20 protein-coding genes are annotated in these 22,970 nt (G+C 63.0%); 13 read left to right on the top strand and 7 right to left on the bottom strand.

From position 1 onward, the window contains the following. The first annotated feature begins 76 nt into the window (after positions 1-76). From aqpZ to AB4Y31_RS18015, 4 genes are all read left to right on the top strand, one after another. Complete coding sequence (gene aqpZ, locus AB4Y31_RS18030) at positions 77-805, top strand: aquaporin Z (RefSeq protein WP_368675074.1); 729 nt, start codon at positions 77-79, stop codon at positions 803-805. Between the two features lie 139 nt (positions 806-944). Next, positions 945-1,406, top strand: coding sequence for an NUDIX hydrolase (locus AB4Y31_RS18025; protein ID WP_018438972.1), 462 nt, complete (start codon positions 945-947; stop codon positions 1,404-1,406). Further along, complete coding sequence (locus AB4Y31_RS18020; RefSeq protein WP_368675073.1) at positions 1,403-3,373, top strand: amylo-alpha-1,6-glucosidase; 1,971 nt, start codon at positions 1,403-1,405, stop codon at positions 3,371-3,373. Before AB4Y31_RS18025 ends, AB4Y31_RS18020 begins: the two co-directional genes overlap by 4 nt. Before the next feature lie 92 nt (positions 3,374-3,465). Next, a complete protein-coding gene (locus tag AB4Y31_RS18015) occupies positions 3,466-6,201 on the top strand; it encodes a glucosidase (RefSeq protein ID WP_368675072.1) in 2,736 nt (911 codons plus the stop codon). 74 nt (positions 6,202-6,275) lie between these two features. On the opposite strand, the gene AB4Y31_RS18010 is transcribed toward AB4Y31_RS18015, so the two are convergent. Further along, positions 6,276-7,991, bottom strand: a complete 1,716-nt coding sequence (locus AB4Y31_RS18010; RefSeq protein ID WP_368675071.1) for a glutamine--tRNA ligase/YqeY domain fusion protein — start codon at positions 7,989-7,991, stop codon at positions 6,276-6,278. A 297-nt stretch (positions 7,992-8,288) separates the two neighbouring features. Here AB4Y31_RS18010 and AB4Y31_RS18005 point away from each other — a divergent pair, with 297 nt between their 5' ends. Continuing rightward, positions 8,289-8,501 (top strand): hypothetical protein, encoded by a 213-nt coding sequence (locus tag AB4Y31_RS18005; RefSeq protein WP_018438968.1) that lies wholly within the window; start codon positions 8,289-8,291, stop codon positions 8,499-8,501. Between the two features lie 2 nt (positions 8,502-8,503). Here AB4Y31_RS18005 and AB4Y31_RS18000 read toward each other — a convergent pair whose 3' ends face one another. After that, positions 8,504-9,724 (bottom strand): CaiB/BaiF CoA transferase family protein, encoded by a 1,221-nt coding sequence (locus tag AB4Y31_RS18000; protein ID WP_368675070.1) that lies wholly within the window; start codon positions 9,722-9,724, stop codon positions 8,504-8,506. A 223-nt stretch (positions 9,725-9,947) separates the two neighbouring features. Between AB4Y31_RS18000 and alaS the strand changes: the two genes are divergently transcribed. The 7 genes from alaS to AB4Y31_RS17965 all read left to right on the top strand — a co-directional run bounded on the left by alaS (position 9,948) and on the right by AB4Y31_RS17965 (position 17,447). Next, complete coding sequence (gene alaS, locus AB4Y31_RS17995) at positions 9,948-12,572, top strand: alanine--tRNA ligase (RefSeq protein ID WP_368675069.1); 2,625 nt, start codon at positions 9,948-9,950, stop codon at positions 12,570-12,572. Between the two features lie 107 nt (positions 12,573-12,679). Continuing rightward, entirely contained in the window at positions 12,680-13,210 is a 531-nt protein-coding gene (locus AB4Y31_RS17990; protein WP_368675068.1) for an NUDIX domain-containing protein, read from the top strand. Between the two features lie 56 nt (positions 13,211-13,266). Beyond that, positions 13,267-13,713 carry an acyl-CoA thioesterase gene (locus AB4Y31_RS17985; RefSeq protein WP_368675067.1) on the top strand — a complete coding sequence of 149 codons (447 nt, stop codon included), beginning with the start codon at positions 13,267-13,269 and terminating at the stop codon, positions 13,711-13,713. 6 nt (positions 13,714-13,719) lie between these two features. After that, positions 13,720-14,667: a branched-chain amino acid ABC transporter permease gene (locus AB4Y31_RS17980; protein WP_368675066.1), complete on the top strand. Its 948-nt coding sequence runs from the start codon at positions 13,720-13,722 to the stop codon at positions 14,665-14,667. Continuing rightward, positions 14,660-15,925 carry a branched-chain amino acid ABC transporter permease gene (locus AB4Y31_RS17975; RefSeq protein WP_368675065.1) on the top strand — a complete coding sequence of 422 codons (1,266 nt, stop codon included), beginning with the start codon at positions 14,660-14,662 and terminating at the stop codon, positions 15,923-15,925. The genes AB4Y31_RS17980 and AB4Y31_RS17975 overlap by 8 nt, the downstream gene beginning before the upstream one ends. Further along, complete coding sequence (locus AB4Y31_RS17970; protein WP_368675064.1) at positions 15,922-16,731, top strand: ABC transporter ATP-binding protein; 810 nt, start codon at positions 15,922-15,924, stop codon at positions 16,729-16,731. The genes AB4Y31_RS17975 and AB4Y31_RS17970 overlap by 4 nt, the downstream gene beginning before the upstream one ends. Then, positions 16,728-17,447 carry an ABC transporter ATP-binding protein gene (locus AB4Y31_RS17965; protein WP_368675063.1) on the top strand — a complete coding sequence of 240 codons (720 nt, stop codon included), beginning with the start codon at positions 16,728-16,730 and terminating at the stop codon, positions 17,445-17,447. The genes AB4Y31_RS17970 and AB4Y31_RS17965 overlap by 4 nt, the downstream gene beginning before the upstream one ends. 51 nt (positions 17,448-17,498) lie before the next feature. Here AB4Y31_RS17965 and AB4Y31_RS17960 read toward each other — a convergent pair whose 3' ends face one another. The 3 genes from AB4Y31_RS17960 to AB4Y31_RS17950 are packed head-to-tail and all read right to left on the bottom strand — an operon-like array spanning position 17,499 to position 20,192. Then, a complete protein-coding gene (locus AB4Y31_RS17960) occupies positions 17,499-18,506 on the bottom strand; it encodes an HEXXH motif-containing putative peptide modification protein (RefSeq protein WP_368675062.1) in 1,008 nt (335 codons plus the stop codon). 10 nt (positions 18,507-18,516) lie between these two features. Continuing rightward, positions 18,517-19,812: an MFS transporter gene (locus tag AB4Y31_RS17955; protein ID WP_368675061.1), complete on the bottom strand. Its 1,296-nt coding sequence runs from the start codon at positions 19,810-19,812 to the stop codon at positions 18,517-18,519. Further along, positions 19,803-20,192 carry a carboxymuconolactone decarboxylase family protein gene (locus tag AB4Y31_RS17950; RefSeq protein ID WP_368675060.1) on the bottom strand — a complete coding sequence of 130 codons (390 nt, stop codon included), beginning with the start codon at positions 20,190-20,192 and terminating at the stop codon, positions 19,803-19,805. The genes AB4Y31_RS17955 and AB4Y31_RS17950 overlap by 10 nt, the downstream gene beginning before the upstream one ends. A 581-nt stretch (positions 20,193-20,773) precedes the next feature. Here AB4Y31_RS17950 and AB4Y31_RS17945 point away from each other — a divergent pair. Further along, complete coding sequence (locus AB4Y31_RS17945; protein ID WP_368675059.1) at positions 20,774-21,193, top strand: hypothetical protein; 420 nt, start codon at positions 20,774-20,776, stop codon at positions 21,191-21,193. Between the two features lie 5 nt (positions 21,194-21,198). On the opposite strand, the gene iolB is transcribed toward AB4Y31_RS17945, so the two are convergent. Beyond that, positions 21,199-22,002, bottom strand: a complete 804-nt coding sequence (gene iolB / locus AB4Y31_RS17940; RefSeq protein ID WP_368675058.1) for a 5-deoxy-glucuronate isomerase — start codon at positions 22,000-22,002, stop codon at positions 21,199-21,201. Then, entirely contained in the window at positions 21,999-22,922 is a 924-nt protein-coding gene (gene iolE, locus AB4Y31_RS17935; protein WP_368675057.1) for a myo-inosose-2 dehydratase, read from the bottom strand. Before iolE ends, iolB begins: the two co-directional genes overlap by 4 nt. Positions 22,923-22,970: the final 48 nt, after the last annotated feature.

Here is a 22,970-nt window from a genome sequence, read left to right as displayed (position 1 = left end):
AACAAGCTTAATTCGCCTTGAATTGCGGTTTCGCCTCGCTTAGTATCCTCGTACCTCATTACCTGGGAGAGGGCTCATGTTCAGGCGACTCGCGGCCGAAGCATTCGGCACGTTCTGGCTCGTGTTCGGCGGTTGCGGCAGCGCGGTGCTTGCCGCGGCATTTCCTCAATTGGGTATCGGCTTTGTCGGCGTGGCTTTGGCGTTCGGGCTCACCGTGCTGACGATGGCCTATGCGGTCGGTCATATTTCCGGAGGGCATTTCAATCCCGCCGTGACGGTCGGTCTTTTTGCGGGCGGGCGTTTTCCCGGTCAAGAAGTCGTCCAATACATCGTGGCGCAGGTGATTGGAGGCATCCTCGCAGCTGGTGTGCTTTATTTGATTGCCAGCGGCAAGGCGGGATTCGATGCATCGGCGAGCGGATTCGCGTCGAACGGCTACGGGGAGCATTCACCTGGCGGCTATTCGTTGCAAGCGGCCATCGTCGCCGAATTCGTGCTCACCGCTTTTTTCGTTTTCATCATTCATGGCGCCACGGACAAGCGTGCGCCAGCGGGTTTCGCGCCGATCGCGATCGGGCTCGCTTTGACGCTGATTCACCTCATCAGCATCCCGGTCACGAACACGTCGGTGAATCCGGCGCGCAGCACGGGCGTCGCTCTCTTTCAGGGCGGCTGGGCGCTCGGCCAGCTCTGGGTTTTCTGGGTCGTTCCGCTCATGGGCGGCGCGGCGGGGGGTGCCGTGTATCGGTTCTTGCTCGAGGAGCGGCCGGCGGCGATCGCGGCGAGTCGTCCCGCTACCACGTGATCGCGGACTTGGGCCATCACGTTGTTCTTGGGTGGTAGCGGCGAGAAATACGGATTCGCCCTCGTATCCCGCTTGATTGCCTGCCCCCGCGTACGCGCGTTCCGCGGTACGCTCGGGGAGTGCGAGAGAGGCGAATACGATGAGCGAGCGAACAGTTTCATGCGGGGTCATCCTGCTCGATCCGAATGGGCGTGTGCTGCTGGCGCATGCCACGGATACAACACATTGGGACATTCCGAAGGGGCAGGGTGAGGAGGGCGAATCGCCGTGCGACGCGGCGCTTCGCGAATTGCGCGAGGAGACCGGCATCGCGCTTGCGCCCGAGCGTCTCAAGGACCTCGGGCGTTTTCCTTATCGGCGCGACAAGGACTTGCACTTGTTTGCCGCGCGTGTGGCCGAAGGCGAGGTCGATCTCGCGCAATGCGTCTGTACATCGATGTTTCCGAGCCGCAAGGATGGATCGATGATTCCCGAGATGGACGCATTTCGTTGGGCAGCGCCGCTCGAATTGCCCCAATACGCGAGCAAGAGCCTCACGCGGCTTTTCGAGACGGCGTTGTCGCTGACTGATCTGCACGGATCGCTCCAGGGCCGGCCGTGACTCGAGTCGATCACCCGCACCGCGCCGGGGAGACAAGCGAAGCCGAGTGGCTGGAGGCCGACGGGCTCGGCGGCTTTGCGTCGGGGACGGCGGGCGGAGAGCGGACGCGGCGCTATCACGCACTGTTGCTCGCGGCGACGCGGCCGCCGACTGGCCGTGTCGTGCTGGTCAACGGCATGCAAGCATGGATCGAGTCGGCTGGCGGAGCCCACTATGCGCTCACGCGGCATCTATACTCGCCGCGCACGATGTATCCGGACACCACGATCGAACTCGCGGAGTTCGATACCACGCCGTGGCCCACATGGCGCTTTCGGATCGACGACTATTCATACGTTACGGTCGAGATCTTCGTCGTACGCGATTCAGCGGAGACTGTCTTGCGCTGGCGGCTGCAAAGCAGTGCGCCGATTAGCCGAGCGCTGATGCTGCACGTCCGCCCTTTGATTTCCGGGCGCGACTATCACGCGCTCCATCACGAAAATCCCTTATTCGACTTTACGCCGCATCAAGCGGACGGCCGCGTCTGGTGGCGGCCGTACGGCGATCTTCCCGCGATCGCCATGCGGCACAACGGTGCGTACACGCATGCGCCGGATTGGTATCGCAACTTTTGCTATGTGCGCGAACAGGAACGCGGGCTCGACTACACCGAGGATCTCGCGACGCCGGGTGTTTTTTCGTTCGATCTGACGCGCGGTGAAGCCGTGATGATTCTGAACGCATGCTCGGGCGACGCGCTAGAAGCGATGGTGCCTGCCGTCATGCCTGCCCTCGATTCCGTTGTCGATCTCGCGGACTGCGAGCGGCGGCGCCGAGCCGCATTCGCGAGCCGCCTGGAACGATCCGCCGACGCCTATCTCGTCGCGCGCGGCGACGGTCAAACGATCATCGCGGGCTATCCGTGGTTCACCGATTGGGGCCGCGATACCTTCATCGCCATGCGCGGGTTGCTGCTTGCAACTGGGCGATATCGCGAAGCGGAATCGATTCTGCTCGAATGGACAGGAACGATTTCGGAGGGCATGCTACCCAATCGCTTTCCCGACGACGGCGCCGCACCCGTCTACAACGCAGTCGACGCATCCTTGTGGTTCGTCGTGGCAGTCCACGAGTACCTCGGGAAGGCGTGCGCGTCGGTGGCGACACGCGAGCGCTTGCGGTCCGCGATCGACGCCATTCTCGAAGGCTATGCGCGCGGAACGCGCTTCAACATCGCGGCCGACGGCGACGGCCTGCTGCGCGCGGGCGAGGCCGGCGTGCAACTGACGTGGATGGATGCGAAAGTGGGCGAGTGGGTCGTCACGCCGCGGATCGGCAAGCCGGTCGAGGTGCAGGCGCTGTGGATCAACGCATTGCGCATCGCGCTCGAATGGGATGGGCGTTGGCGCGAACTGGAAGCGCGCGCCAGCGCTTCGTTTGCCGAGCGCTTCGTGAATCCGCTGACTGGTGCGTTGTATGACGTCGTCGACGTCGACCATGAGCCGGGCCGCGTCGACGCAAAAATCCGCCCGAACCAGATCTTCGCGGTAGGCGGTCTGCCGTATGCCATCTTGGACGGCGAGCGCGCGCGCGCTGTCGTCGAGCAGGTCGAAACGCAACTGCTCACGCCGCTCGGCCTGCGTTCGCTTGCAGCGAGCGACCCCGATTATGTCGGCCGGTATGAAGGATCGCCGCTCGAGCGTGACGGCGCCTATCATCAAGGGGCAGTCTGGTTGTGGCTGATCGGGCCGTTCGTCGAGGCCTGGTTGCGCGTGCAGCGGGACGCGGGCATTTCGGACGCGACCCGCTTCGATCTGGCGCGCAAGCGCTTTCTCGCGCCGTTGCTTGCGCATCTCGAACGAGTCGGGCTCGACCACCTCAGCGAGATTGCGGACGGCGATGCGCCGCACGTTGCTCGGGGCGCGCCGTTTCAGGCGTGGTCGCTCGGCGAGCTGTTGCGAATTGAAAGGATGCTCGCGGCATAATAGGCGAGAAGCGGCGTGCCGTTGCAGCCATCGCGGCGAACCCGCGCTCGTGCGCCGAACCCGCCGCGCTCGGACTTTCGATCGGAGGTCTCATGTCGCCACCGCGTACCGTGGATCCGCTGAAATCGGCTGAATGGGCTCGCCTTCATGGTCCCGAGCGCGATCGATGGCGGCGCTGGGGGCCCTACCTGAGCGAGCGGCAGTGGGGAACCGTTCGCGAGGACTACAGCGAGAACGGCACGGCCTGGGACTACTTTCCGCATGACCATGCGCGCAGCCGCATGTATCGGTGGGGCGAGGACGGCCTGGCCGGGTTCGGCAACGATCCGCTCGATTGGTGCCTATCGCTCGCGCTATGGAACGGGCACGATCCGATCATCAAGGAGCGCCTCTTCGGCTTGAACAACGCCGAGGGCAATCATGGCGAGGATGTAAAGGAGCTCTACTTCTACCTCGACGGCACGCCTACGCATTCCTACATGCGGATGCTCTACAAGTATCCACATGGCGCCTACCCCTACGACGATCTCGTCGAGGAAAACCTGCGGCGCGGCGCGGACCAGCCCGAATATGAAGTGCTCGACACCGGTGTATTCGACGACGACCGGTATTTCGACGTTTACGTCGAATACGCCAAACGCACACCCGACGATGTCGCGATGCGCGTTACGGTCGAAAACCGTGGAGCGCAGCCGGCGGCACTGCGCCTATTGCTGCAATTCTGGGCGCGCAATCGGTGGGCGTGGTCGGGCAAGGGCGGCAAGCCGACGCTCACGCTCGAGCCGCAAGAGGGCGGCGGCATGTGCGTTTCCGCGCGCAACCCGGCGCTCGAACCGTTGATCGTGACGGCGGCGGCGCAACAGCCGATCGAATGGTTGTTCTGTGAGAACGAAACGAACGTGCGCCGCATCTTCGGCATCGATGGTAATGGGCCGTTCAAGGATGGCTTCAACGACTACATCGTCCACGGCGACGAGCGGGCAATCAGACGCGACGCGGGCACGCGCGCGGCGGCGCATGTTCGTCTCGACCTTGCCCCGCATGAGCGCTCCGTGTCGTACCTGCGCTGGCGTCCAACGCCGCTCGTCGCCGAGGCGCCGCTCGACATGGAGGCGCTCTTCGCGCGCCGGCTCGCCGAGGCTGATGAATTCTATGCGGCGTTTCAGCACGATATCGCCGATGCCGATGCTCGACTCGTTCAGCGGCAAGCGCTTGCCGGGATGCTCTGGTCGAAACAGTATTACCAGTTCGACGTGACACGCTGGCACGATGGCGATCCGGGGCAACCGAAGCCGCCCAAAGCGCGTCGGCGTGGCCGCAATGCCGACTGGCGGCATATGTGCAACGGCGACGTCGTATCGATGCCGGACAAATGGGAATACCCGTGGTATGCATCGTGGGACCTGGCGTTTCATGCGGTTGCGCTGGCACTGGTCGATCCCGAGTTCGCCAAGAATCAACTGCTGTTGCTCGTCAAAGAGCGGTACATGCATCCGAATGGACAACTGCCGGCCTACGAGTGGGCGTTCGGCGACGCCAACCCGCCCGTGCACGCCTGGGCGGCATGGCGCGTGTACGAGCTCGATCGCGAGCAGACGGGCGTCGGCGATCGCGAGTTTCTCGAACTCATCTTCCATAAGCTGCTGCTGAATTTCTCCTGGTGGGTGAATCGCAAAGACGCCGAGGACCGCAACATTTTTCAGGGCGGCTTTCTCGGTCTCGACAACGTCGGAATCTTCGACCGGTCTTCGCGATTGCCGGCGGGCGACCGCATCGATCAGGCGGATGGCACGGCCTGGATGGCGGCGTACGCGCTCGATCTCATGCGGATCGGACTCGAGCTGGCCACGACGAATAAGGCCTATGTCGACATCGCCGTGAAGTTCTTCGAGCATTTTCTCTATATCGCGGAGGCGGTGAGTTGCTCCGACGGCTGCGATACCGGCTTATGGGACGAAGAGGACGGGTTTTTCTACGACGTATTGCACTTCGCCGGCGGTTGCCGCTTGCCGATGCGAATCCGTTCGATCGTCGGGCTGATCCCGCTCTTTGCCGTTCACGTTCTCGAGGAGCGGTTGCATGGACATTTGCCCGGATTGCGCGAGCGGCTCGATTGGTTCCTCGGTCATCGGCCGAATCTGGCGAAGCTTGTTTCGCGCTGGACCGAACCCGGCTCGGGCAATACGACGCTGCTGTCGCTGCTGCGCGGACATCGCATGAAGGCGCTGTTGCGGCGCGTGCTCGACGAAAGCGAATTCCTTTCCCCTCACGGCGTGCGCGCGCTGTCGCGCGTGCATCGCGATGCACCCTATGTTTTCGAGCATGACGGCGCGAGCTTTTCGGTCAAGTATCAGCCGGCCGAATCGGACTCCCGTGCGTTTGGCGGCAATTCCAACTGGCGGGGGCCGATATGGATGCCGGTGAACTACCTGCTGATCGAGTCGCTGTACGAGTTTTATCGCTATTACGGCGACGACTTCAAGGTGGAATGCCCGACGGGTTCGGGAAAGAACGTCTCGCTGAAGGAGGTCGCGGACGAACTTGCGCGACGCATGACGACTTTATTTCTGAAGGATGACGCTGGGTTGCGCCCCGTCATGGCGGCCTACCCGATGCTGCAGGCGGATTCCCGTTCGCAGGACCTCGTCCTGTTTCACGAGTATTTTCACGGAGACAACGGCCGCGGTGTGGGCGCCTCGCATCAGACTGGCTGGAGCGGACTTGTTGCGCTGCTGCTCCAGCCGCATCGGATGATGCCGTCGGGCATGTTGCCGGCGATGGCGCCGACGGCCTTGGAGAGCGCACCGACCGAAGCGGCGACGCGCTAGCGCCTGGACTCGAAGACTCGATTCGATCGAGATGCCGCCTCGCGACGACAGGGGCGCCTTGCGCGCCCCGTCATTCAGGCCGGCTTGCCCCAACTATCGCGCAGGCCGACGATCCGGTTGAACACCGGCTTGCCCGGCTTCGAGTCGTAGCGATCGGCGACAAAATATCCATGCCGCTCGAATTGACACCGGTCCTCGGGCTGCATCGTCTCGGCGCCCGGCTCGAGATAGGCCTGCACCACGCGCTTCGAGTCGGGGTTCAGCGCCTCGAGGAAGTCGCGCCCGCCCGCGTCAGGCTGCGCTTCCTTGAAGAGGCGATCGTAGAGCCGCACTTCCACGGGCAGCGCATGCGTCGCGCTGACCCAGTGAATGTTGCCCTTCACCTTGTAGTTGTTCGCGCCTTCGGTGCCCGACCTGCTGTCGGGGAAGTAGTTGCAGTGAACGGCGACGACGTTGCCGTGCTCGTCCTTCTCGGCACCCGTGCATTCGATCACGTAGCCGTAACGCAAGCGCACCTTGTTGCCCGGGAAGAGCCGGAAGTACCCCTTGGGCGGTGTTTCCATGAAATCGTCGCGCTCGATCCAGAGCTCGCGCGTAATCGGGAACGTGCGCTCGCCGCGCTCGGGATGGTGCGGATGGACGGGCGCCGTGCAGGGTTCGGCGAGATCGGCCGGGAAGTTGTCGATAATGAGCTTCACCGGATCGAGCACCGCCGCCGTGCGCGGTGCCTTGTCGTCGAGGTCGTCGCGCAGCGCGCCTTCGAACACGCTCATGTCAATCCATGAATCGACCTTCGTCACGCCGATGCGATCGCAGAACAGCCGGATGCTGTCAGGCGTGAAGCCGCGCCGCCGCACGCCGACGATCGTCGGCATGCGCGGATCGTCCCAGCCGTCGACGTGCCCCTCGGTCACGAGTTGCAGCAGCTTGCGCTTGCTCGTGATCGCATAAGTCAGATTCAGCCGCGAAAACTCGATTTGCTGCGGCAGCGGCCGCGTGAACACGCCGGCGTCCGCGAGTTCGTCGAGGATCCAGTCGTAAAGCGGGCGATGGTCCTCGAATTCGAGCGTGCAAAGCGAGTGCGTGATGCCCTCGAGTGCGTCCGAGATACAGTGCGTGTAGTCGTACATCGGATAGACGCACCAGCGGTCGCCCGTCCGGTAGTGATGCGCGAAGCGAATGCGGTAGAGCACCGGGTCGCGCATATTCAGGTTCGGCGAGCTCATATCGATCTTCGCGCGCAACACGTGCGCGCCTTCTTCGAACTCGCCGGCCTTCATCCTGCGAAAGAGGTCGAGGTTTTCTTCGGGCGTGCGATCGCGATAGGGCGACGGTGTGCCCGGCTCGGTCAGCGAGCCGCGCGTTGCGCGCATTTGCTCCGCCGACTGGCTGTCGACGTAGGCCTTGCCGCGCTCGATCAGCAGCTCGGCGTATTCGTAGAGCCGGTCGTAGTAGTCGCTCGCATAGTAGAGATGGGTCTTGCCGTCCTTCGCCCAGTCGAAGCCGAGCCAGCGCACGGCGTCGACGATCGACTCGACGTATTCGACGCTCTCCTTCTCCGGGTTCGTATCGTCGAACCGCAAATGACATACGCCGCCGTAGTCGCGGGCGATGCCGAAGTTCAGGCAGATGCTCTTCGCATGGCCGATGTGCAGATAGCCGTTCGGCTCGGGCGGAAAGCGCGTCTCGACACGGCCGCTCCACTTCGAGTTGCGGTTGTCTTCGTCGACGATGTTTCGGATGAAATTGGACGGTGCTGCCGCCGCGGCGTCGTTACGTTCGGTGTTCATGCGCAAGAGTTTGGTCGGCTTATACAACGCGGGACGCGCCCGCTCGATCCAGCCATTCTACCTGAGCGGCTTCCGAGGCGGCCCTGTCGGGCGCCTGCCGCCTTTCGCGCGCGCAATCCGGCCCTGGCGATGGCTTACAGGCATTGCGACCCTGTTAGCGGCGTAACAGGCGGTAAATCGGTTTGCGCGCGGGGCGCAGTGGTCTTTACGATGCGACCCGTATTGCATCGAGCGCCGCAAGCAGGTTGCCAAGCATGCTGCGGCGCTCATTCGTCAACTCGCGTATCCGGTCAAAAAATGAAGACTTCGACCATTGCCAAGCTCACTGTCGTCGCCGCGCTCGTATCGAGCATGACGGCCTGCGGATCGATGTCGCGCACGCAAACACACGCCGCCGTCGGCGCGGCCGCGGGCGGCGCGCTCGGCTACGTGCTGACGGGCGGCCCGATCGGCACGATCGCCGGCGCGGCCGCGGGCGGCCTCATCGGCGCGGGCACCGCGCGTCGCTGAGCTCAAACGACGCCACGCGCCCGTAGTTCCGCGATCTTGGCGTCGTCATAGCCCAACAGCTCGCGCAGCACGGCGTCGGTATGCTCGCCGAGCATCGGCGGCGCCGAGCGCACCTCGGGCGGCGTGGCGCTCATGCGGATCGGGCTGCGCACGAGCGCGGCCGTCCCGCCGCTCGGATGCGGTACCTCGACGCGCAGGCCGCGGGCCTCGACCTGCTCGTTTTCGAAGACTTCGCCGAGATCGTTGATGGGCCCGCACGGAACGCCGACCGCTTCGAGCGTCGCGATCCAATCGTGCTTGCCGCGTGAGCGGACCATCTCGGCGATGATCGGGACGAGCGTATCGCGATGGCGGACGCGCTCGGGATTCGTCGCGAAGCGCGCGTCGTCGGCGAGCTCCGCGCGTCCGCCGGCCTCGACGAACTTGCGGAACTGCGCGTCGTTGCCGACCGCGACGATGATCCACCCGTCGCTCGTCTGGAATGCCTGATACGGCACGATGTTCGGATGGGCGTTGCCCCAGCGCACGGGCGGCTTGCCGCTCGCCAGATAGTTCGAGCCCATGTTGGCGAGCATCGCGACCTGCACGTCGAGCAGCGCCATGTCGATGTACTGGCCCACGCCGGTGCGGTCCCGGTGCGCGAGCGCGGCCAGTACGGCGACGGTCGCGTACATGCCCGTCATCAGATCGGCGATGGCCACGCCCGCCTTTTGCGGACCGCCGCCCGGCTGGCCGTCTCGCTCACCCGTGATGCTCATGAATCCGCCCATGCCCTGGACGATGAAGTCGTAGCCGGCGCGCTCGGCGAGTGGCCCGGTCTGGCCGAAGCCCGTCACCGAGCAATAGACCAGATCGGACTTGATCGCGGCGAGCGACGCGTAATCGAGGCCGTATTTCCTCAGTTGGCCGACCTTGTAGTTCTCGAGCACGACGTCGCTCACGCGCGCGAGCTCGCGAACGATGCTCTGGCCTTCCGGCGTGCCGATATCGACTGTCACCGAGCGCTTGTTGCGGTTCGCGCAGAGGTAATAGGCGGCCTCGCGCGTATCGGCGCCGTCGGGCGTCTTGAGGTAGGGCGGCCCCCAGTGTCGGGTGTCGTCGCCCGCGCCGGGGCGCTCGATCTTGATCACGTCGGCGCCGAGGTCGGCAAGCGTCTGCGCGCACCAGGGACCGGCAAGCACGCGGGTCAAGTCGAGCACGCGGATGTGGCTGAGCGCTCCCATAGGGCAATCTGTCTCCTGTTAACGGTGGCCATGGGCCGGCGTCGCGAGCAGCTCGAGCGCTTTTCGCGGGCCGGCCACCGGCGGGCGCGGCGGGCGCCCCACGGAACGGGGCGCCCGGCCGACATTTCCGTATAATGACTCGTTTAGGGTAAAAACGGCTGAGGCCCGCGCATCGCAGCGCGGGGCAAGCCGGATTCCTGTCGAGACCGTCTCCCAGTCCTTTATGAAAGCCGCCGAAATCCGCGAGAAATTCCTCAGGTTCTTCGAATCGAAGGGCCATACGATCGTCCGCTCGTCGAGCCTCGTACCCGCCAACGATCCGACGCTGCTCTTCACCAATTCGGGCATGGTGCAGTTCAAGGACGTGTTTCTCGGCGCCGAGTCGCGTCCCTATCGGCGCGCGACCACGGCGCAGCGCAGCGTGCGCGCGGGCGGCAAGCACAACGACCTCGAGAATGTCGGCTATACCGCGCGGCACCATACGTTCTTCGAGATGCTCGGCAACTTCTCGTTCGGCGACTACTTCAAGCGCGATGCGATCCACTACGCGTGGGAATTGCTGACGTCGGTCTATCACCTGCCGAAGGAGAAGCTCTGGGTCACCGTCTACCAGGAGGACGACGAGGCCTACGACATCTGGGCGAAGGAAATCGGCGTGCCGCCCGAGCGGATCGTGCGCATCGGCGACAACAAGGGCGCGCGTTATGCGTCCGATAACTTCTGGCAGATGGCCGACACGGGCCCCTGCGGTCCCTGCTCGGAAATCTTCTACGATCACGGGCCCGAAGTCTGGGGCGGCCCGCCCGGATCGCCCGAGGAAGACGGCGACCGCTACATCGAGATCTGGAATCTCGTGTTCATGCAGTTCAACCGCGACGCGCAGGGCAACATGACGCCGCTGCCGAAGCCGTGCGTCGACACGGGCATGGGGCTCGAGCGGATCGCCGCCGTGCTCCAGCACGTTCACAGCAATTACGAGATCGACCTCTTTCAGGCGCTCATCGAGGCCGCCGCGCGCGAAACGGGCGTCTCCGATCTCTCGAACAACTCCCTGAAGGTCATCGCCGACCATATCCGCGCCTGCTCGTTCCTCATCGTCGACGGCGTCATTCCCGGCAACGAGGGGCGGGGCTACGTGCTGCGCCGGATCGTGCGCCGCGCCATCCGCCACGGGTATAAGCTCGGCTGCAAGCGGCCGTTCTTCCACAAGCTCGTGGCCGATCTCGTCGCGCAGATGGGCGGCGCATATGCCGAGTTGCGCGAAGGCGAGGCGCGCGTCACCGACGTGCTGCGTCAGGAGGAGGAGCGTTTCTTCGAGACGATCGAACACGGTATGTCGATCCTCGAGGCGGCGCTCGCCGATCTCGAGAAGAAGGGCGGCAAGGTGCTCGACGGCGAGGTGGCGTTCAAGCTGCACGATACGTACGGTTTCCCGCTCGACTTGACGGCCGACGTCTGCCGCGAGCGCGGCGTGTCCGTCGACGAAGCGGCGTTCGACGAGGCGATGTCGCGCCAGCGCGAGCAGGCCCGAGCCGCCGGCAAGTTCAAGATGGCACAGGGGCTCGAGTACTCGGGCGCGAAGACGACGTTCCACGGCTACGAGGAAATGATCTTCGACGATGCGAAGGTCGTCGCGCTCTACGTCGACGGCTCGTCCGTCGATCAGGCCGAGAACGGCCAGCAGGCCGTCGTCGTGCTCGATCACACGCCGTTCTATGCGGAGTCGGGCGGCCAGGTCGGCGACACGGGCCTGCTCGCCAACGCTTGCGTGCGCTTTGCCGTGCATGATACGCAGAAGGTGCAGGCCGACGTGATCGGCCATCACGGCGTCGTCGAGCAGGGCACGTTGAAAGTCGGCGACGTCGTGAAAGCCGAAATCGATGCGATCCGCCGGGCGCGCACGGCGCGCAATCACTCGGCCACGCACCTGATGCACAAGGCGCTGCGCGAAGTGCTCGGCTCGCATGTACAGCAAAAAGGTTCGCTCGTCGATCCCGACAAGACGCGCTTCGACTTCGTTCACAACGCGCCGATGACCGATGACGAGATCCGGCGCGTCGAGGACATCGTCAACGCCGAGGTGCTGGCCAACGCGCCCGGCGTCGTGCGCGTGATGCCGTTCGACGACGCCGTGAAGGCCGGCGCCATGGCGCTCTTCGGCGAGAAGTATGGCGACGAGGTGCGCGTGCTCGATCTCGGCTTTTCGCGCGAACTCTGCGGCGGCACGCACGTGCACCGAACGGGCGACATCGGTTTGTTCAAGATCGTCGGCGAGACCGGCGTGGCGGCCGGCGTGCGGCGCGTCGAGGCGATCACGGGCGACAACGCCGTGCGCTATGTGCAAACGCTCGAAACGCAGCTGCAGGAAGCCGCGGCCACCCTGAAGGCGCAGCCGTCCGAGCTGACGCAGCGCATCGGCCAGGTGCAGGATCAAGTCAAGTCGCTCGAGAAGGAGCTCGCCGCGCTGAAGTCGAAGCTGGCCTCGAGCCAGGGTGACGAGCTCGTCGCGCAGGCGGTCGACGTGGCCGGGCTGCAAGTGCTTGCGGCGACGCTCGAAGGCGCCGATGTGAAGACGCTGCGCGAAGCCGTCGACAAGCTGAAGGACAAGCTCAAGCACGCCGCGATCGTACTGGCCTCCGTCGACGGCGGGAAGGTGAGTCTCATCGCCGGCGTGACGCCCGACGCGAGCAAGAAGGTGAAGGCCGGCGAGCTCGTCAATTTCGTCGCTCAACAGGTGGGCGGCAAGGGCGGCGGGCGACCCGACATGGCTCAGGCGGGCGGTACGGACCCGGCCAGGCTGCCGGCCGCGTTGGCTGGCGTGACGGAGTGGGTGCGGGCTCAAGTCTGATCGCCGCGCGGTGCCGGTGCCGGGAACGCGCAGGGCGAAGGCGAAGCCGATAAAATGAGCGGGTTTCTGCCTTCGCGAGCGCCGCTGCCGCACTCCCGTCACGACCCATGATCGACTATCAGTACTGCCCGCGCTGCGCGACGCCGCTCGTCGAGCGGTCCGATCCCGCCGAGGATGGCGGACGGCTTCGGCGGATCTGTCCCGACCAGGGCTGCGGCTTCGTGCACTGGAACAACCCCTTGCCTGTCGTCGCGGCCATCGTCGAATACGAAGGCAAAATCCTGCTTGCCCGCAACGCGGCGTGGCCCGAGGGGATGTTCGCGCTGATCACGGGTTTCCTCGAACACGGGGAGACGCCCGAGGCCGGCATCGCGCGCGAAGTGCGCGAGGAGACGGCGCTCGAGGCCGATACGATCGATCTCGTCGGCGTCTATGAATTCATTCGCAAGAACGAGCTGATCATCGCCTATCACGTGCGCGCGCATGGCACGATCGCGCTTTCGCCCGAGTTGCTCGAGTATCGGCTCGTCGAGCCGGCCAAGCTGCGTCCGTGGCGCGCCGGCACCGGCCAGGCGTTGGCCGAGTGGATGCGGCGGCGGGGCCTGCCGTTCGAGTTCGTCGATAGGCCCGGGCAATAGGCTACCGGCCGCCGGCCGCCTTCACTCTTGATCTCTTAACGAACGGCTGCACGCGCATGAACAAGCCCCTCGCACAACCGCGCTCCGCCTATCGCCACTTCCTTCCCATCACGACGCGCTGGATGGACAACGACGTCTACGGACACGTCAACAACGTCGTCTATTACAGCTACTTCGATACGGTCGTGAACGAGTACCTGATCCGCACCGGTGTGCTCGATGTCGAGCAGGGCGCGACGATCGGGCTCGTCGTCGAGACGCAGTGCAATTATTTCTCTCCGCTCGTCTTTCCCGAGCGCGTCGAAGCGGGGCTGCGCGTGGCTCGGCTCGGCACGTCAAGCGTGCGCTACGAGATCGGGCTCTTCAAGGAGGGCGCCGACGAAGCTGCCGCCCAGGGACACTTCGTGCATGTTTATGTCGATCGCGCGACGCGCAGGCCGGCCGCATTGCCCGAGGCATTGCGCGCGGCGCTCGCGCCGCTCGTCGTCGAAGACCAAAGCTGAGCGGGCATGCAGGCCTTCGTCGTCGATGCGCTGAACGGCATCAGCTATGGATTGCTGCTGTTCATGCTGTCGTCGGGGCTGACGCTGATCTTCAGCTTTCTCGGCGTGTTGAACTTCGCGCATGCAAGCTTTTACATGCTGGGCGCTTATATCGGCTGGTCGCTCGCCGCGAGCGTCGGCTTTTGGCCTGCGCTCGTCGTGGCCCCGCTCGCGGTAGCGGCGCTCGGCGCGCTCGTCGAGCGCCGGCTGCTGCGCCGAGTGCGCGCGCACGGCCCGCTGCATGAACTGCTGCTGACGTTCGGGCTGGCCTATCTTCTCGCCGAAGCGGTCAAGCTCGTTTGGGGACTCGGTGTGCTCGCGACGCCGGTACCTCCCGCGCTCGACGGCCCTCTCATCGCCCTACCGTTGCTTCCTGGCGCGACGCTGTCGCGCTATCGCCTCTTCGTGATGCTCGTTTCCGTCGCGACGCTCGCGGTGCTCTATGCCGCCTTGCGCTTGTCTCGCGCGGGCCTCGTATTGCGCGCCGCGCTGACACACCGGGCGGCCGTCGAGGCGCTCGGCCACGATGTGCCGCGCATCGGCATGCTCGTCTTCGCGCTCGGCACCGGGCTGGCGGCGCTCGCAGGCGTGATCGGGGCCCCACTGGCCGTCGTCGAGCCCGGCATGGCGGAGGCGGTCGGCTCGATCGTCTTCGTCGTCGTGATCGTCGGCGGTCTCGGCTCGCTCAGCGGCGCATTCGCCGGGTCGCTCCTGATCGGGCTCGTGCAGACGTTCGCCGTCGGCAGCACGCTTTCGCTCGGCAGGCTCGCGGCGGCCCTCGGCGTGCGCTTGCCCGTGGCATGGGCGGCGCTCAGCGTATCGCAGATCGCGCCGCTCGCGCCTTACCTGCTGCTCGTGGCAATGCTCGCCTGCCGGCCTGGCGGGCTTCTCGGGACGCGGGCCGACGATGCCTAAGCTCGCTCGCGAAGATGCGCCGATCGATGGCGGCGATGGCGAAGATCTCACGTCCGCAGTCAGCGCCGCGGCACCGTGGATCGCCCTCGCCGCGTATCTCCTCCTGCCGGTCTTCGTCGTGCATGACAGCGCGCTTTTCGCTTTCCTTGCGCAAAGTGCCGTCATGATTGTCCTTGCCCTCTCGTACAACCTGCTGCTCGGCCAGGCAGGTCTACTATCGTTCGGCCACGCGGCCTATGCGGGGCTCGCCGCGTTCGTCGCCGCCCACGTGTTCAATCGTGGCGGCATCGCGCTACCGTGGCTCCCCCTCGTGGGCGGTGCGGCGGGCGCCGCGTTCGGAGCGGTGTTCGGCTTCGTCGCCACGCGGCGCGCGGGAACCGCCTTTGCCATGATCACGCTCGGTATCGGCGAGCTTGCGTCGGCTGCGGCATTGACGCTGCCAGCCGGATTCGGCGGGGCTGCGGGCGTTTCGATCGATCGCGCGAGCGGGCCACCCTGGGGCGGATGGACGTTCGGGCCGACGCGCGAGGCGTTTGCGGTCATTGCCGTATGGGCTTTGTTGTCGGTCTTCGCCATGTTCGCGCTCACCCGCACGCCGTTGGCGCGCCTCTCGAATGCCGTTAGTGACAACGCGGCGCGTGTGGCGACGCTCGGTGTTGATCCACGCCGTGTCCGGTTTATCATGTTCGTCATTTCATCGTTCTTCGCAGGCGTCGCGGGGACGCTAGGGCTCATCGACATCGAGCTCGCGTCGGCGGATGGCGTCGGCATGGCGCGCTCGGCAAGCGTGCTGATCGCGACGGTGATCGGCGGCTCGGCGACCTTCTTCGGGCCTGTTGCGGGCGCACTCGTTTTGTCAATCTTCAGCGTCGTATTGGCAGGCTTGACGCGCGCCTGGCCGCTCTATCTCGGGCTCTTGTTCGTCGTGGTGGTGATGTTTGCGCCGGACGGCATTGCCCGATGTCGGGGCAGGTCCCGCTCGCGCGTCGCGCGGTATGGCTGGCGGAGGTCGTCCTTCGCCTGGATGCTGGCGATCATTAGCGCGCTTTCCTGGATAGCCGCACTGGTGGTAACGGTCGAGACGGTTTACGCACGCCGTTTTGCAGCCGATAGCGGGGGCCACTGGTCATTGGGATCAGTGGCGTTCGACATTGCCTCACCGTCGACGTGGGTGGCTGTGGCGGCCCTCTGTTGCCTCGGGGCCTTTGCTCGGCATAATGCGCGCCGACAACTGCCACAGCGAGAGGACGTTCGATGACGACAGGCGAGGCATTGCGGCTCGATGGCATTACGTGCCGGTTCGGCGCGACGCGGGTGCTTTGCGGGGTCGACTTGTCGGTTGCGGTGGGGGAACGGCGCGCATTGATCGGTCCGAACGGCGCCGGCAAGTCGACGCTCTTCAACGTGATCGGCGGCACCTTGCGGCCGGACTCAGGGCGCGTCGTGATCGCCGGCGACGATGCGACGGACAAGAGCCCTGATGCGCTCGCGCGCATGGGGCTCGGACGCAGCTTTCAGACGACGCGAATATTCGCCCGGCTCACTGTGCTCGATAACTTGCGCTGCGCGGCGCTATGCGGGCGCAGCGGTCAACGTGGCCGACTGCCAGGGCCGGGTGGGCTAGGGCGACTGTTCGCGTTATTGAGATCGTGGAGCCGCTCGCCGCCCGATATTGAGGAGCGCGCGCAGCACACGCTCGAGGCACTCGAGCTGAAACATGTGGCATTCGCCTTGGCGGGGACGCTCGATTATGGCACGCAGCGCCGGCTCGACCTCGGCATCGCGCTCGCGAGCGGCGCTCACACGTTGTTGCTCGACGAGCCGACTGCCGGCATGAATCTCGAAGAAGCCGCCCATGCGATCGCGCTCATGCGCGAGGTCAGCGTCGGCAAGACGCTCGTGCTGATCGAGCACGAGATGGATGCTGTTTTCGCTCTGGCCGACCGTGTATCCGTACTCGTCGCGGGCCGCGTCATAGCGACGGGAACGCCTGCGGAGATCCGTGCCGACGAGGCGGTGCAAGTCGCCTATCTTGGTGCCGCGAGCACAGGGGAGCCCCAGTGAACGCGCTCATGGATGCGCGCGGCGTGCGCGCCTGGTACGGCGAGGCGCAGGTTCTGCAGGGCGTGGACATGGGCATCGACGCGGGCGAGATCGTCGCCTTGTGCGGCCGTAACGGCTCCGGACGTTCAACGCTCGCCAAGGCGCTCGTCGGCCTCGTGCGGCGTGCGGGCTCGATTCGGTTTGCGGGCGAAGAGTCGATTGAGATGCCGACATTCGAGATCGCGCGGCGCGGGATGGGTTATGTGGCCGAGCAGCGCGATGTGTTTCCGACGCTGACGGTTGAAGAAAACCTTCGGCTGGGCGTTAAGCCGAAGGGTGCCGTGCGTGCGAATGTGACCCGTCTGCTCGATCAGGCATTCTCGCGGTTTCCGCTGCTTGCACAGCGGCGTAAGACGAACGCTGGTGCGTTGTCGGGTGGCGAGCAGCAACTGCTTGCGCTGGCGCGGGCGTTGATGGGCGAGCCGCGGCTCTTGATCGTCGACGAGCCGACAGAAGGGCTTGCGCCGCAGGCTGTCGCCGCGATGGCGGACTGCTTGCTGAACGTGCGGAAGCAGGGCGCATCTATTTTATTGATCGAGCAGCGATTGATGCTGGCGAGGGCAATTGCTGACCGCGTCGCCGTCATGGGGCATGGGCGCATCGTCCACGACGGGCCCATCGAAACGCTCGACGCCCGCATCGTCGAAGAATGGATCGCATTGGGCGGCGGTCGTTAGGAGCCTTCGGTCGCGGTGCGTGTCGATCCGTAGAAAGAGGGGGCTGGACCTTTATGGCGACGCATCGACGACTGCGCGAGGCCGCTGCAATGATTTCACCAAATCTTGTCCGCTTTCGATCAACTCGCGTGCGATCGGCGAGAGCAGGCCGTGCTTTTTAACAGTGGCAAACCCGTCATCCACGCTCGAGTGGTAGGTCCGGAGCAATGCGATGATTTCTGAGCGGTCGGCGTCAGTTAACGATGCATGCCCGAGCAGATGTGTAAGGCCGACGATGAGCCGCTGGATGACGAATGTTGCATGATAGATGCCGACCATATCTCGTGCGTCTTTTCGCAGTGGTGATGCGTGCACGGATCCTTCGGTATTCAGTACGAGCTCTTCACGGAGATTTATCGCGTAGAGGTAGGTGTGAGCGGCCTCGTGAATGATCTTGTCGATTAGGAACACCCAGCCCGGGTCGATCGTCCCGTTGATGAGGATCAGCGACTGAAATCGGTCGCACGTCAGTGACAATGCTCGTTCGTTGGTGGGGCCCGCTGAGTCGAAGAAGAGTATTGATTCGACAAGCGTGTCGACATGTGAGGCTAGTTGGGGATGCACTTCGGTGAGCTTCTCGATACCTTGCGCAGCCTGCCTTGAAACAATGAGCTCTGTTTCTTGATTGACCCGAGTCAGCGCGATGTGACTGTGGGTGGTACCCTTCTTTACTTGGTCGAAAATTACCGAAAGCAGGCTTGCGTCGATCGCGCCGCTTGCGACGAACTTTGGAAGGCACTGATATGCCTCGCTGGCGACCAATTTAACGAGACGGGCAGCCTCTTGGAAGTTGCTCTTTTCTGCCAGTTCGATACTGTAGTGGTAGACGAAGCAGTGGAAACCGTTGAAACGGCTGGCGTCAATGTCGTGAAAAAATTCAATCAATGGGTCCGAAAACAAACGGTGGTCATGCGAGTTTAATTGAACGAGCATGTCCACGTAGCTTTCTTTTAACTGTCGCTTGAAGCATTGATGCAGATCAGTTGTAACGTCTTGATTGGGTAGGAATTCGTATTTCATTGATCGGCTCTCATTTGAAAAGATTTTTGTTTGTTATCTTGTAGTAAGGGCTCGTGACGCTGCTGCCGGCATTAAGCATTTCGCGGAGCGATTTCGAAAAAATGATCGTCAGAACAGACGGCAAGAACAGCTGGCCACCTATCATTACGGTGTAATTGGGCGAAAAACGAGCTAGGGCGACGTTCGCCAGGAGGAGGCCGATTGGCACCGAAGCCGTGCAAAAGAAAAGCAATGTGGCCTCCATAGACGAACGGTACCCGTCCGGAATGCAAACGGCCCGTCGGACGTTGACCGTAACGTTGAACATTGTTAGCCCGGCACCCGCGACGATCGCCAAGGCGATGGAGGATGCGAGAGCGTTGGTCTTTGCAAAGGCAATCAGCGCAACACCAAGCGAAGCGATGCCAAGGCTAGCTATGCCATGCTCGGTCAGAAATTTCTGGCATGCCCGAATGACAAGGCTCGATGCGATCAAAACACCGACGCCAAAGAAAACTTCGACAATCCCCAGTTCAAGCATGGTAAACCCGTCACCAAGCAGCTTTGCAGGAAGTATCAGGTAAATAAACGGAACAAATAGCATGTTGGCTGACATGGAGGCGATCGCAATCGTTCTTTCTGCCTTTATGTTCAGCAATCGGATGATGTTTGTGCGAAGTCCTTGCATGACGCTGTTGCCAAGCGCACGTTGAGCAATCGAGATAGTCCTGCGCGCAAACGACATGGAAAACGTGACGGACAGGAGACACCCTATAACTGCGCTAGCTACGCAGAGAATCAACGCGGAGCTTCCACCGAAGGCTCCGATCAATAGGCCAGCAGAAGTCGGGCCCAGCAGCATATTCACGACAAACATGGCGGACTTCAGTCGCATGCCGAAGTGAATCTCCGACTCAATCTTGGTTATCTCGGGTAACAACGGCGTACCCAACGGAAACAGCAGCGCGGTAGCCGCGCTAGAAAGTATGCTGACGAGGATGAGGCTAAGTAAATGATGGAAACCTTGTGCTCGAATACCGAATACCGTCTGAGTGCCGACGGCGATGACCGCCGCTGCGATGGTAAAAATGCCCGCCATCACAAGGATGCGATCCTTTCTGATGCATTCTGCTACTGCTCCACATATCGGCAACAGCGCGGTACTGACGATCCATCCCGTGAGCAGAATGCTCGTTAGTGAATGTGTAGCAGCCGTGGCCTTCAGGAAAAGCCAGGTGCAGTATATTTGGAAAACGCGGGATGATACGTTCATGGCTGCATCAGCCGCAATGTATGTGAGGATCTGTTGGCGCGGTGTCAGGTACATTTGTCGTCTGACTTTATAAAATTGTCAGTGATAGATTTGAATATTCTCGCTGCGTTGAAGGCGCGAGCATTACCGGCAAAAACGGATACCTGAATAAATGCCTCGCGAACTTCGGTGGGGGTGATTCCAAGATGAAGCGCTGCCTCGAGTTGAAATCTCAATTGATTTTCGCAGTCACCGATTGCGCTGATTACTCCGAGGCTGATCAGGTGTCGGGTTTTAATGTCCAAGCCCGTGCGGCGGTAGGCGTACCCATAGATATCTGCGGCAATCTTCTCGACTAAATCCGGAAAGACCGGGAGAACCTTCTCCTGTGCTATGCGAACCGCGTCTGGATTGAATTTCTCCATCAAATCTCTATTTTCAATGATAGAGCTCATTTGCAAGTCCGTGAGGCATATCGACGAGCCAAGGCTCGTCGATATGATTAAAATAACGTTATCTTTTTACTTCAAGGCGATCGTGATGGCGTGAACGCTCGTTCCGGCCGATTTTAGTTGCATTTTGTTTTGAATCTTCATTTCGCGTTCTCCTATTGATGGGTTGGGTTATGCGGCTTGGCTTGTTGCGTGTGCGAACTCGAATTGCACACGTAGTTTCTGTGTTTGTAATGAATGTGTCAACACCATTTTTTTGTGAGATAAAATATGCGTAATGATTATTTTGATTATGCGAAATGGGTGATTGACGATTGGTGATGCTTGATAGGCTGAAAAGGTTTTTTCGGCAAAATGATATGCGGCCAGCGGATCACGCCTGCGTCTGAGCGTGTAGGGGATAACGGCAACCGCGATGCGACCGCGCGAACTTTGCGCCTTCCGATAGTCCGAATCTCGTCGCGATGATGGCGGCGAGACTGTCGGGCGGCCTAGGATCGTTCCGCTGCGTGAGGCGGCAGCGTGGATGCGACGACAGGCCTCAAGGCCGTGTATCGCCCCTCAACCTTCAAAGGAGAAACGCAATGAGCGATCCCACCTTGCATGTCACCAACCATTCGACCCGAGACGTCTTCATCGCGGGCGATCCGAACTGGGACGATCAGGAATTGATGGTCGACGGACGGCGAGCGAAAGGCGCGCAGCGTTTGGCCCCCGAGCAATCGGCGACGGTGAGCGTCCAATGGGGGCCGCAGGAGAATGGCGATGAGCATATGATGGGCGTCATCTTCGCGGACGGCCGCCGGTACCATTATGGCCCCGCGGGCGCCTATCAGATGTCGATCGGACAGCACGCGGAAACAGGCTTGCTCGGTGTCAGCGACGAGCACGTGGTCAAGCGTCCCGCGTTTCAATACGCGGCGACGAACCAGACGCCCTGGTCGATGGACGTCGAGTTCGTCGATGCCCGTGTGAGCGAGTCGCCGCGTAATCTCGCTTTTTAATTCGCCTAACGCGCATCCCGCTGCATGATCCAATCATGCGCGGGATCGTTCTTGAAATGCCAGACGCGCTGCGGGCCGGCCATGACGTTGAGATAGTAAGAGTCGTACCCATACGGCACGACGACCGGATGATAGCCGCGCGGCACCATCACGACATCGTGATTCTCGACCGCCATCGATTCGTCAATGTCGCGCAAATCTGTATAAACGCGCTGGAAGGCGAATCCTTGCGACGGATCGAGCCGATGGTAATACGTCTCTTCCAGCGCGCTCTCGAGCGGAATGTTGTCGGCATCGTGCTTATGCGGCGGATAGCTCGACGAGTGGCCGCCCGGCGTGCGCACCTCGACGACGAGCAGCGATTCCGCCGGCTCGGTCTGAGGCAGGATGTCGCAGACGTAGCGCGTATTGAGGCTCTTGCCGCGCACCGAGCGCTTTATCTGCGACGGCTCGATGAGACGCATACCGTAGCGGCCTTCCGCCGGCGCGCTGGCCACGCCGAGCTCGGCGTCGCGTTCCGCGCGCACCGTGGCGCGCACGTTCGGTGGCAGGTAGAGCGCATAAGGCGCCGCATCCTCGAATACGCTGTCGCGCGCGCCCAGGCTCGAGAAACGCTGGCCGTCGGCTTCGATCGCGACCGCACCCGTCAGCACGACGATGCAGGTTTCGCGCGCGGCTTCATGCACGTACAGCAGCTCGTCGCGGCCGAGCCGATACGCGGCGAACCCGACGTACCGCCATCCCGCCGATTCGGGCGTCACGCGCGCGATGGTCATGCCCTCGCGTTGGGCTTTGACTAGCAGAGTCATGCGTCCTCCTTGATGGCTTCTCGCTGTGCAAGCGGTGCATCGACGAGCGTGCGCAGGGTCCTGTAGCCCTTTTCCGCATACTCGTAGCTTGCGGCAATGACCGGGTCCTGTTCGGCTTCGACCACGAGCCAGCCGCGATAGCCGATCTGCTTCAGCCTGTCGATGACGGCGGCGAAATCGACCGCCCCGTCGCCGGGCACCGTGAACGCGCCGTTGATCACGGCCTCGAGAAAACTCCAGTCGCGATTGCGCGCGAGCTTGACGACGGCCGGGCGCACGTCCTTGCAATGCACGTGGCAGATGCGCGAGGCATGGGCATCGAGCGTCGCCAGCGGATCGCCGCCCGCGAACGTGATATGGCCGGTGTCGAGCAGCAGGCCCACGGCTTCGCTCGTGCGCCGCATCAGTTGATCGACGTCGGCCGGCGTTTCGACATAGGCGCCCATGTGGTGATGATAGGCGACGCGCACGCCCTGCGAGAGCGTGTAACGCGCGAACTTGTCGACGCGCTCCGCGTACCTTTCCCATTGCGCCTCGTTGACGAACCTGGGGCGCTGAAAAAGCGGTACCGGCGAGCCCTGGATCGTGCCCGAAACTTCGCCGTAGACCATGACGGTCGCTCCGTTTTTCGCGAGCAACTCGAGATGCGGGCCCACGGCTTCGATTTCTTCCTCGGCGCTGCGCTCGGCGAGCCGGCCCGAGTACCAGCCAGAGACGAGCGCGAGATCGTACTGGGCGAGCAGCGTCTTGAGCGCCTGCGGTTCGCGCGGGAACTTGTTGCCGAGCTCGAAACCGGCATAGCCGATCCGGCGCCCCTCGGTCAAAGCGACCTCGAGCGGCGTTTCGCCGCCGAGCGACGGCAGATCGTCGTTCATCCACGACAGCGGGTTGATGCCGATGCGGACTTCGAAGGCGGTCATGCTCAATCCTTTAATCAATGACGTGATGTTGCGTAGGGTGTCATGGCG

The sequence above is a fragment of the Trinickia sp. EG282A genome (assembly GCF_040965455.1).
Classification (GTDB): Bacteria; Pseudomonadota; Gammaproteobacteria; order Burkholderiales; family Burkholderiaceae; genus Trinickia; species Trinickia symbiotica.
Note: the sequence above shows the minus strand (reverse complement) of the source record. Positions and strands in the feature narration are given on the sequence as shown.

Coding starts and splice junctions, on each gene's coding strand:
- AB4Y31_RS17975 (WP_368675065.1), top strand. CDS start 14,660: ATGCCTAAGCTCGCTCGCGAAGATGCGCCGATCGATGGCGGCGATGGC.
- aqpZ (WP_368675074.1), top strand. CDS start 77: ATGTTCAGGCGACTCGCGGCCGAAGCATTCGGCACGTTCTGGCTCGTG.
- AB4Y31_RS17955 (WP_368675061.1), bottom strand. CDS start 19,812: ATGTACCTGACACCGCGCCAACAGATCCTCACATACATTGCGGCTGAT.
- AB4Y31_RS17945 (WP_368675059.1), top strand. CDS start 20,774: ATGAGCGATCCCACCTTGCATGTCACCAACCATTCGACCCGAGACGTC.
- AB4Y31_RS17970 (WP_368675064.1), top strand. CDS start 15,922: ATGACGACAGGCGAGGCATTGCGGCTCGATGGCATTACGTGCCGGTTC.
- iolE (WP_368675057.1), bottom strand. CDS start 22,922: ATGACCGCCTTCGAAGTCCGCATCGGCATCAACCCGCTGTCGTGGATG.
- iolB (WP_368675058.1), bottom strand. CDS start 22,002: ATGACTCTGCTAGTCAAAGCCCAACGCGAGGGCATGACCATCGCGCGC.
- AB4Y31_RS18015 (WP_368675072.1), top strand. CDS start 3,466: ATGTCGCCACCGCGTACCGTGGATCCGCTGAAATCGGCTGAATGGGCT.
- AB4Y31_RS18000 (WP_368675070.1), bottom strand. CDS start 9,724: ATGGGAGCGCTCAGCCACATCCGCGTGCTCGACTTGACCCGCGTGCTT.
- AB4Y31_RS17980 (WP_368675066.1), top strand. CDS start 13,720: ATGCAGGCCTTCGTCGTCGATGCGCTGAACGGCATCAGCTATGGATTG.
- AB4Y31_RS17985 (WP_368675067.1), top strand. CDS start 13,267: ATGAACAAGCCCCTCGCACAACCGCGCTCCGCCTATCGCCACTTCCTT.
- AB4Y31_RS17950 (WP_368675060.1), bottom strand. CDS start 20,192: ATGAGCTCTATCATTGAAAATAGAGATTTGATGGAGAAATTCAATCCA.
- AB4Y31_RS17960 (WP_368675062.1), bottom strand. CDS start 18,506: ATGAAATACGAATTCCTACCCAATCAAGACGTTACAACTGATCTGCAT.
- alaS (WP_368675069.1), top strand. CDS start 9,948: ATGAAAGCCGCCGAAATCCGCGAGAAATTCCTCAGGTTCTTCGAATCG.
- AB4Y31_RS18010 (WP_368675071.1), bottom strand. CDS start 7,991: ATGAACACCGAACGTAACGACGCCGCGGCGGCAGCACCGTCCAATTTC.
- AB4Y31_RS18025 (WP_018438972.1), top strand. CDS start 945: ATGAGCGAGCGAACAGTTTCATGCGGGGTCATCCTGCTCGATCCGAAT.
- AB4Y31_RS18005 (WP_018438968.1), top strand. CDS start 8,289: ATGAAGACTTCGACCATTGCCAAGCTCACTGTCGTCGCCGCGCTCGTA.
- AB4Y31_RS17990 (WP_368675068.1), top strand. CDS start 12,680: ATGATCGACTATCAGTACTGCCCGCGCTGCGCGACGCCGCTCGTCGAG.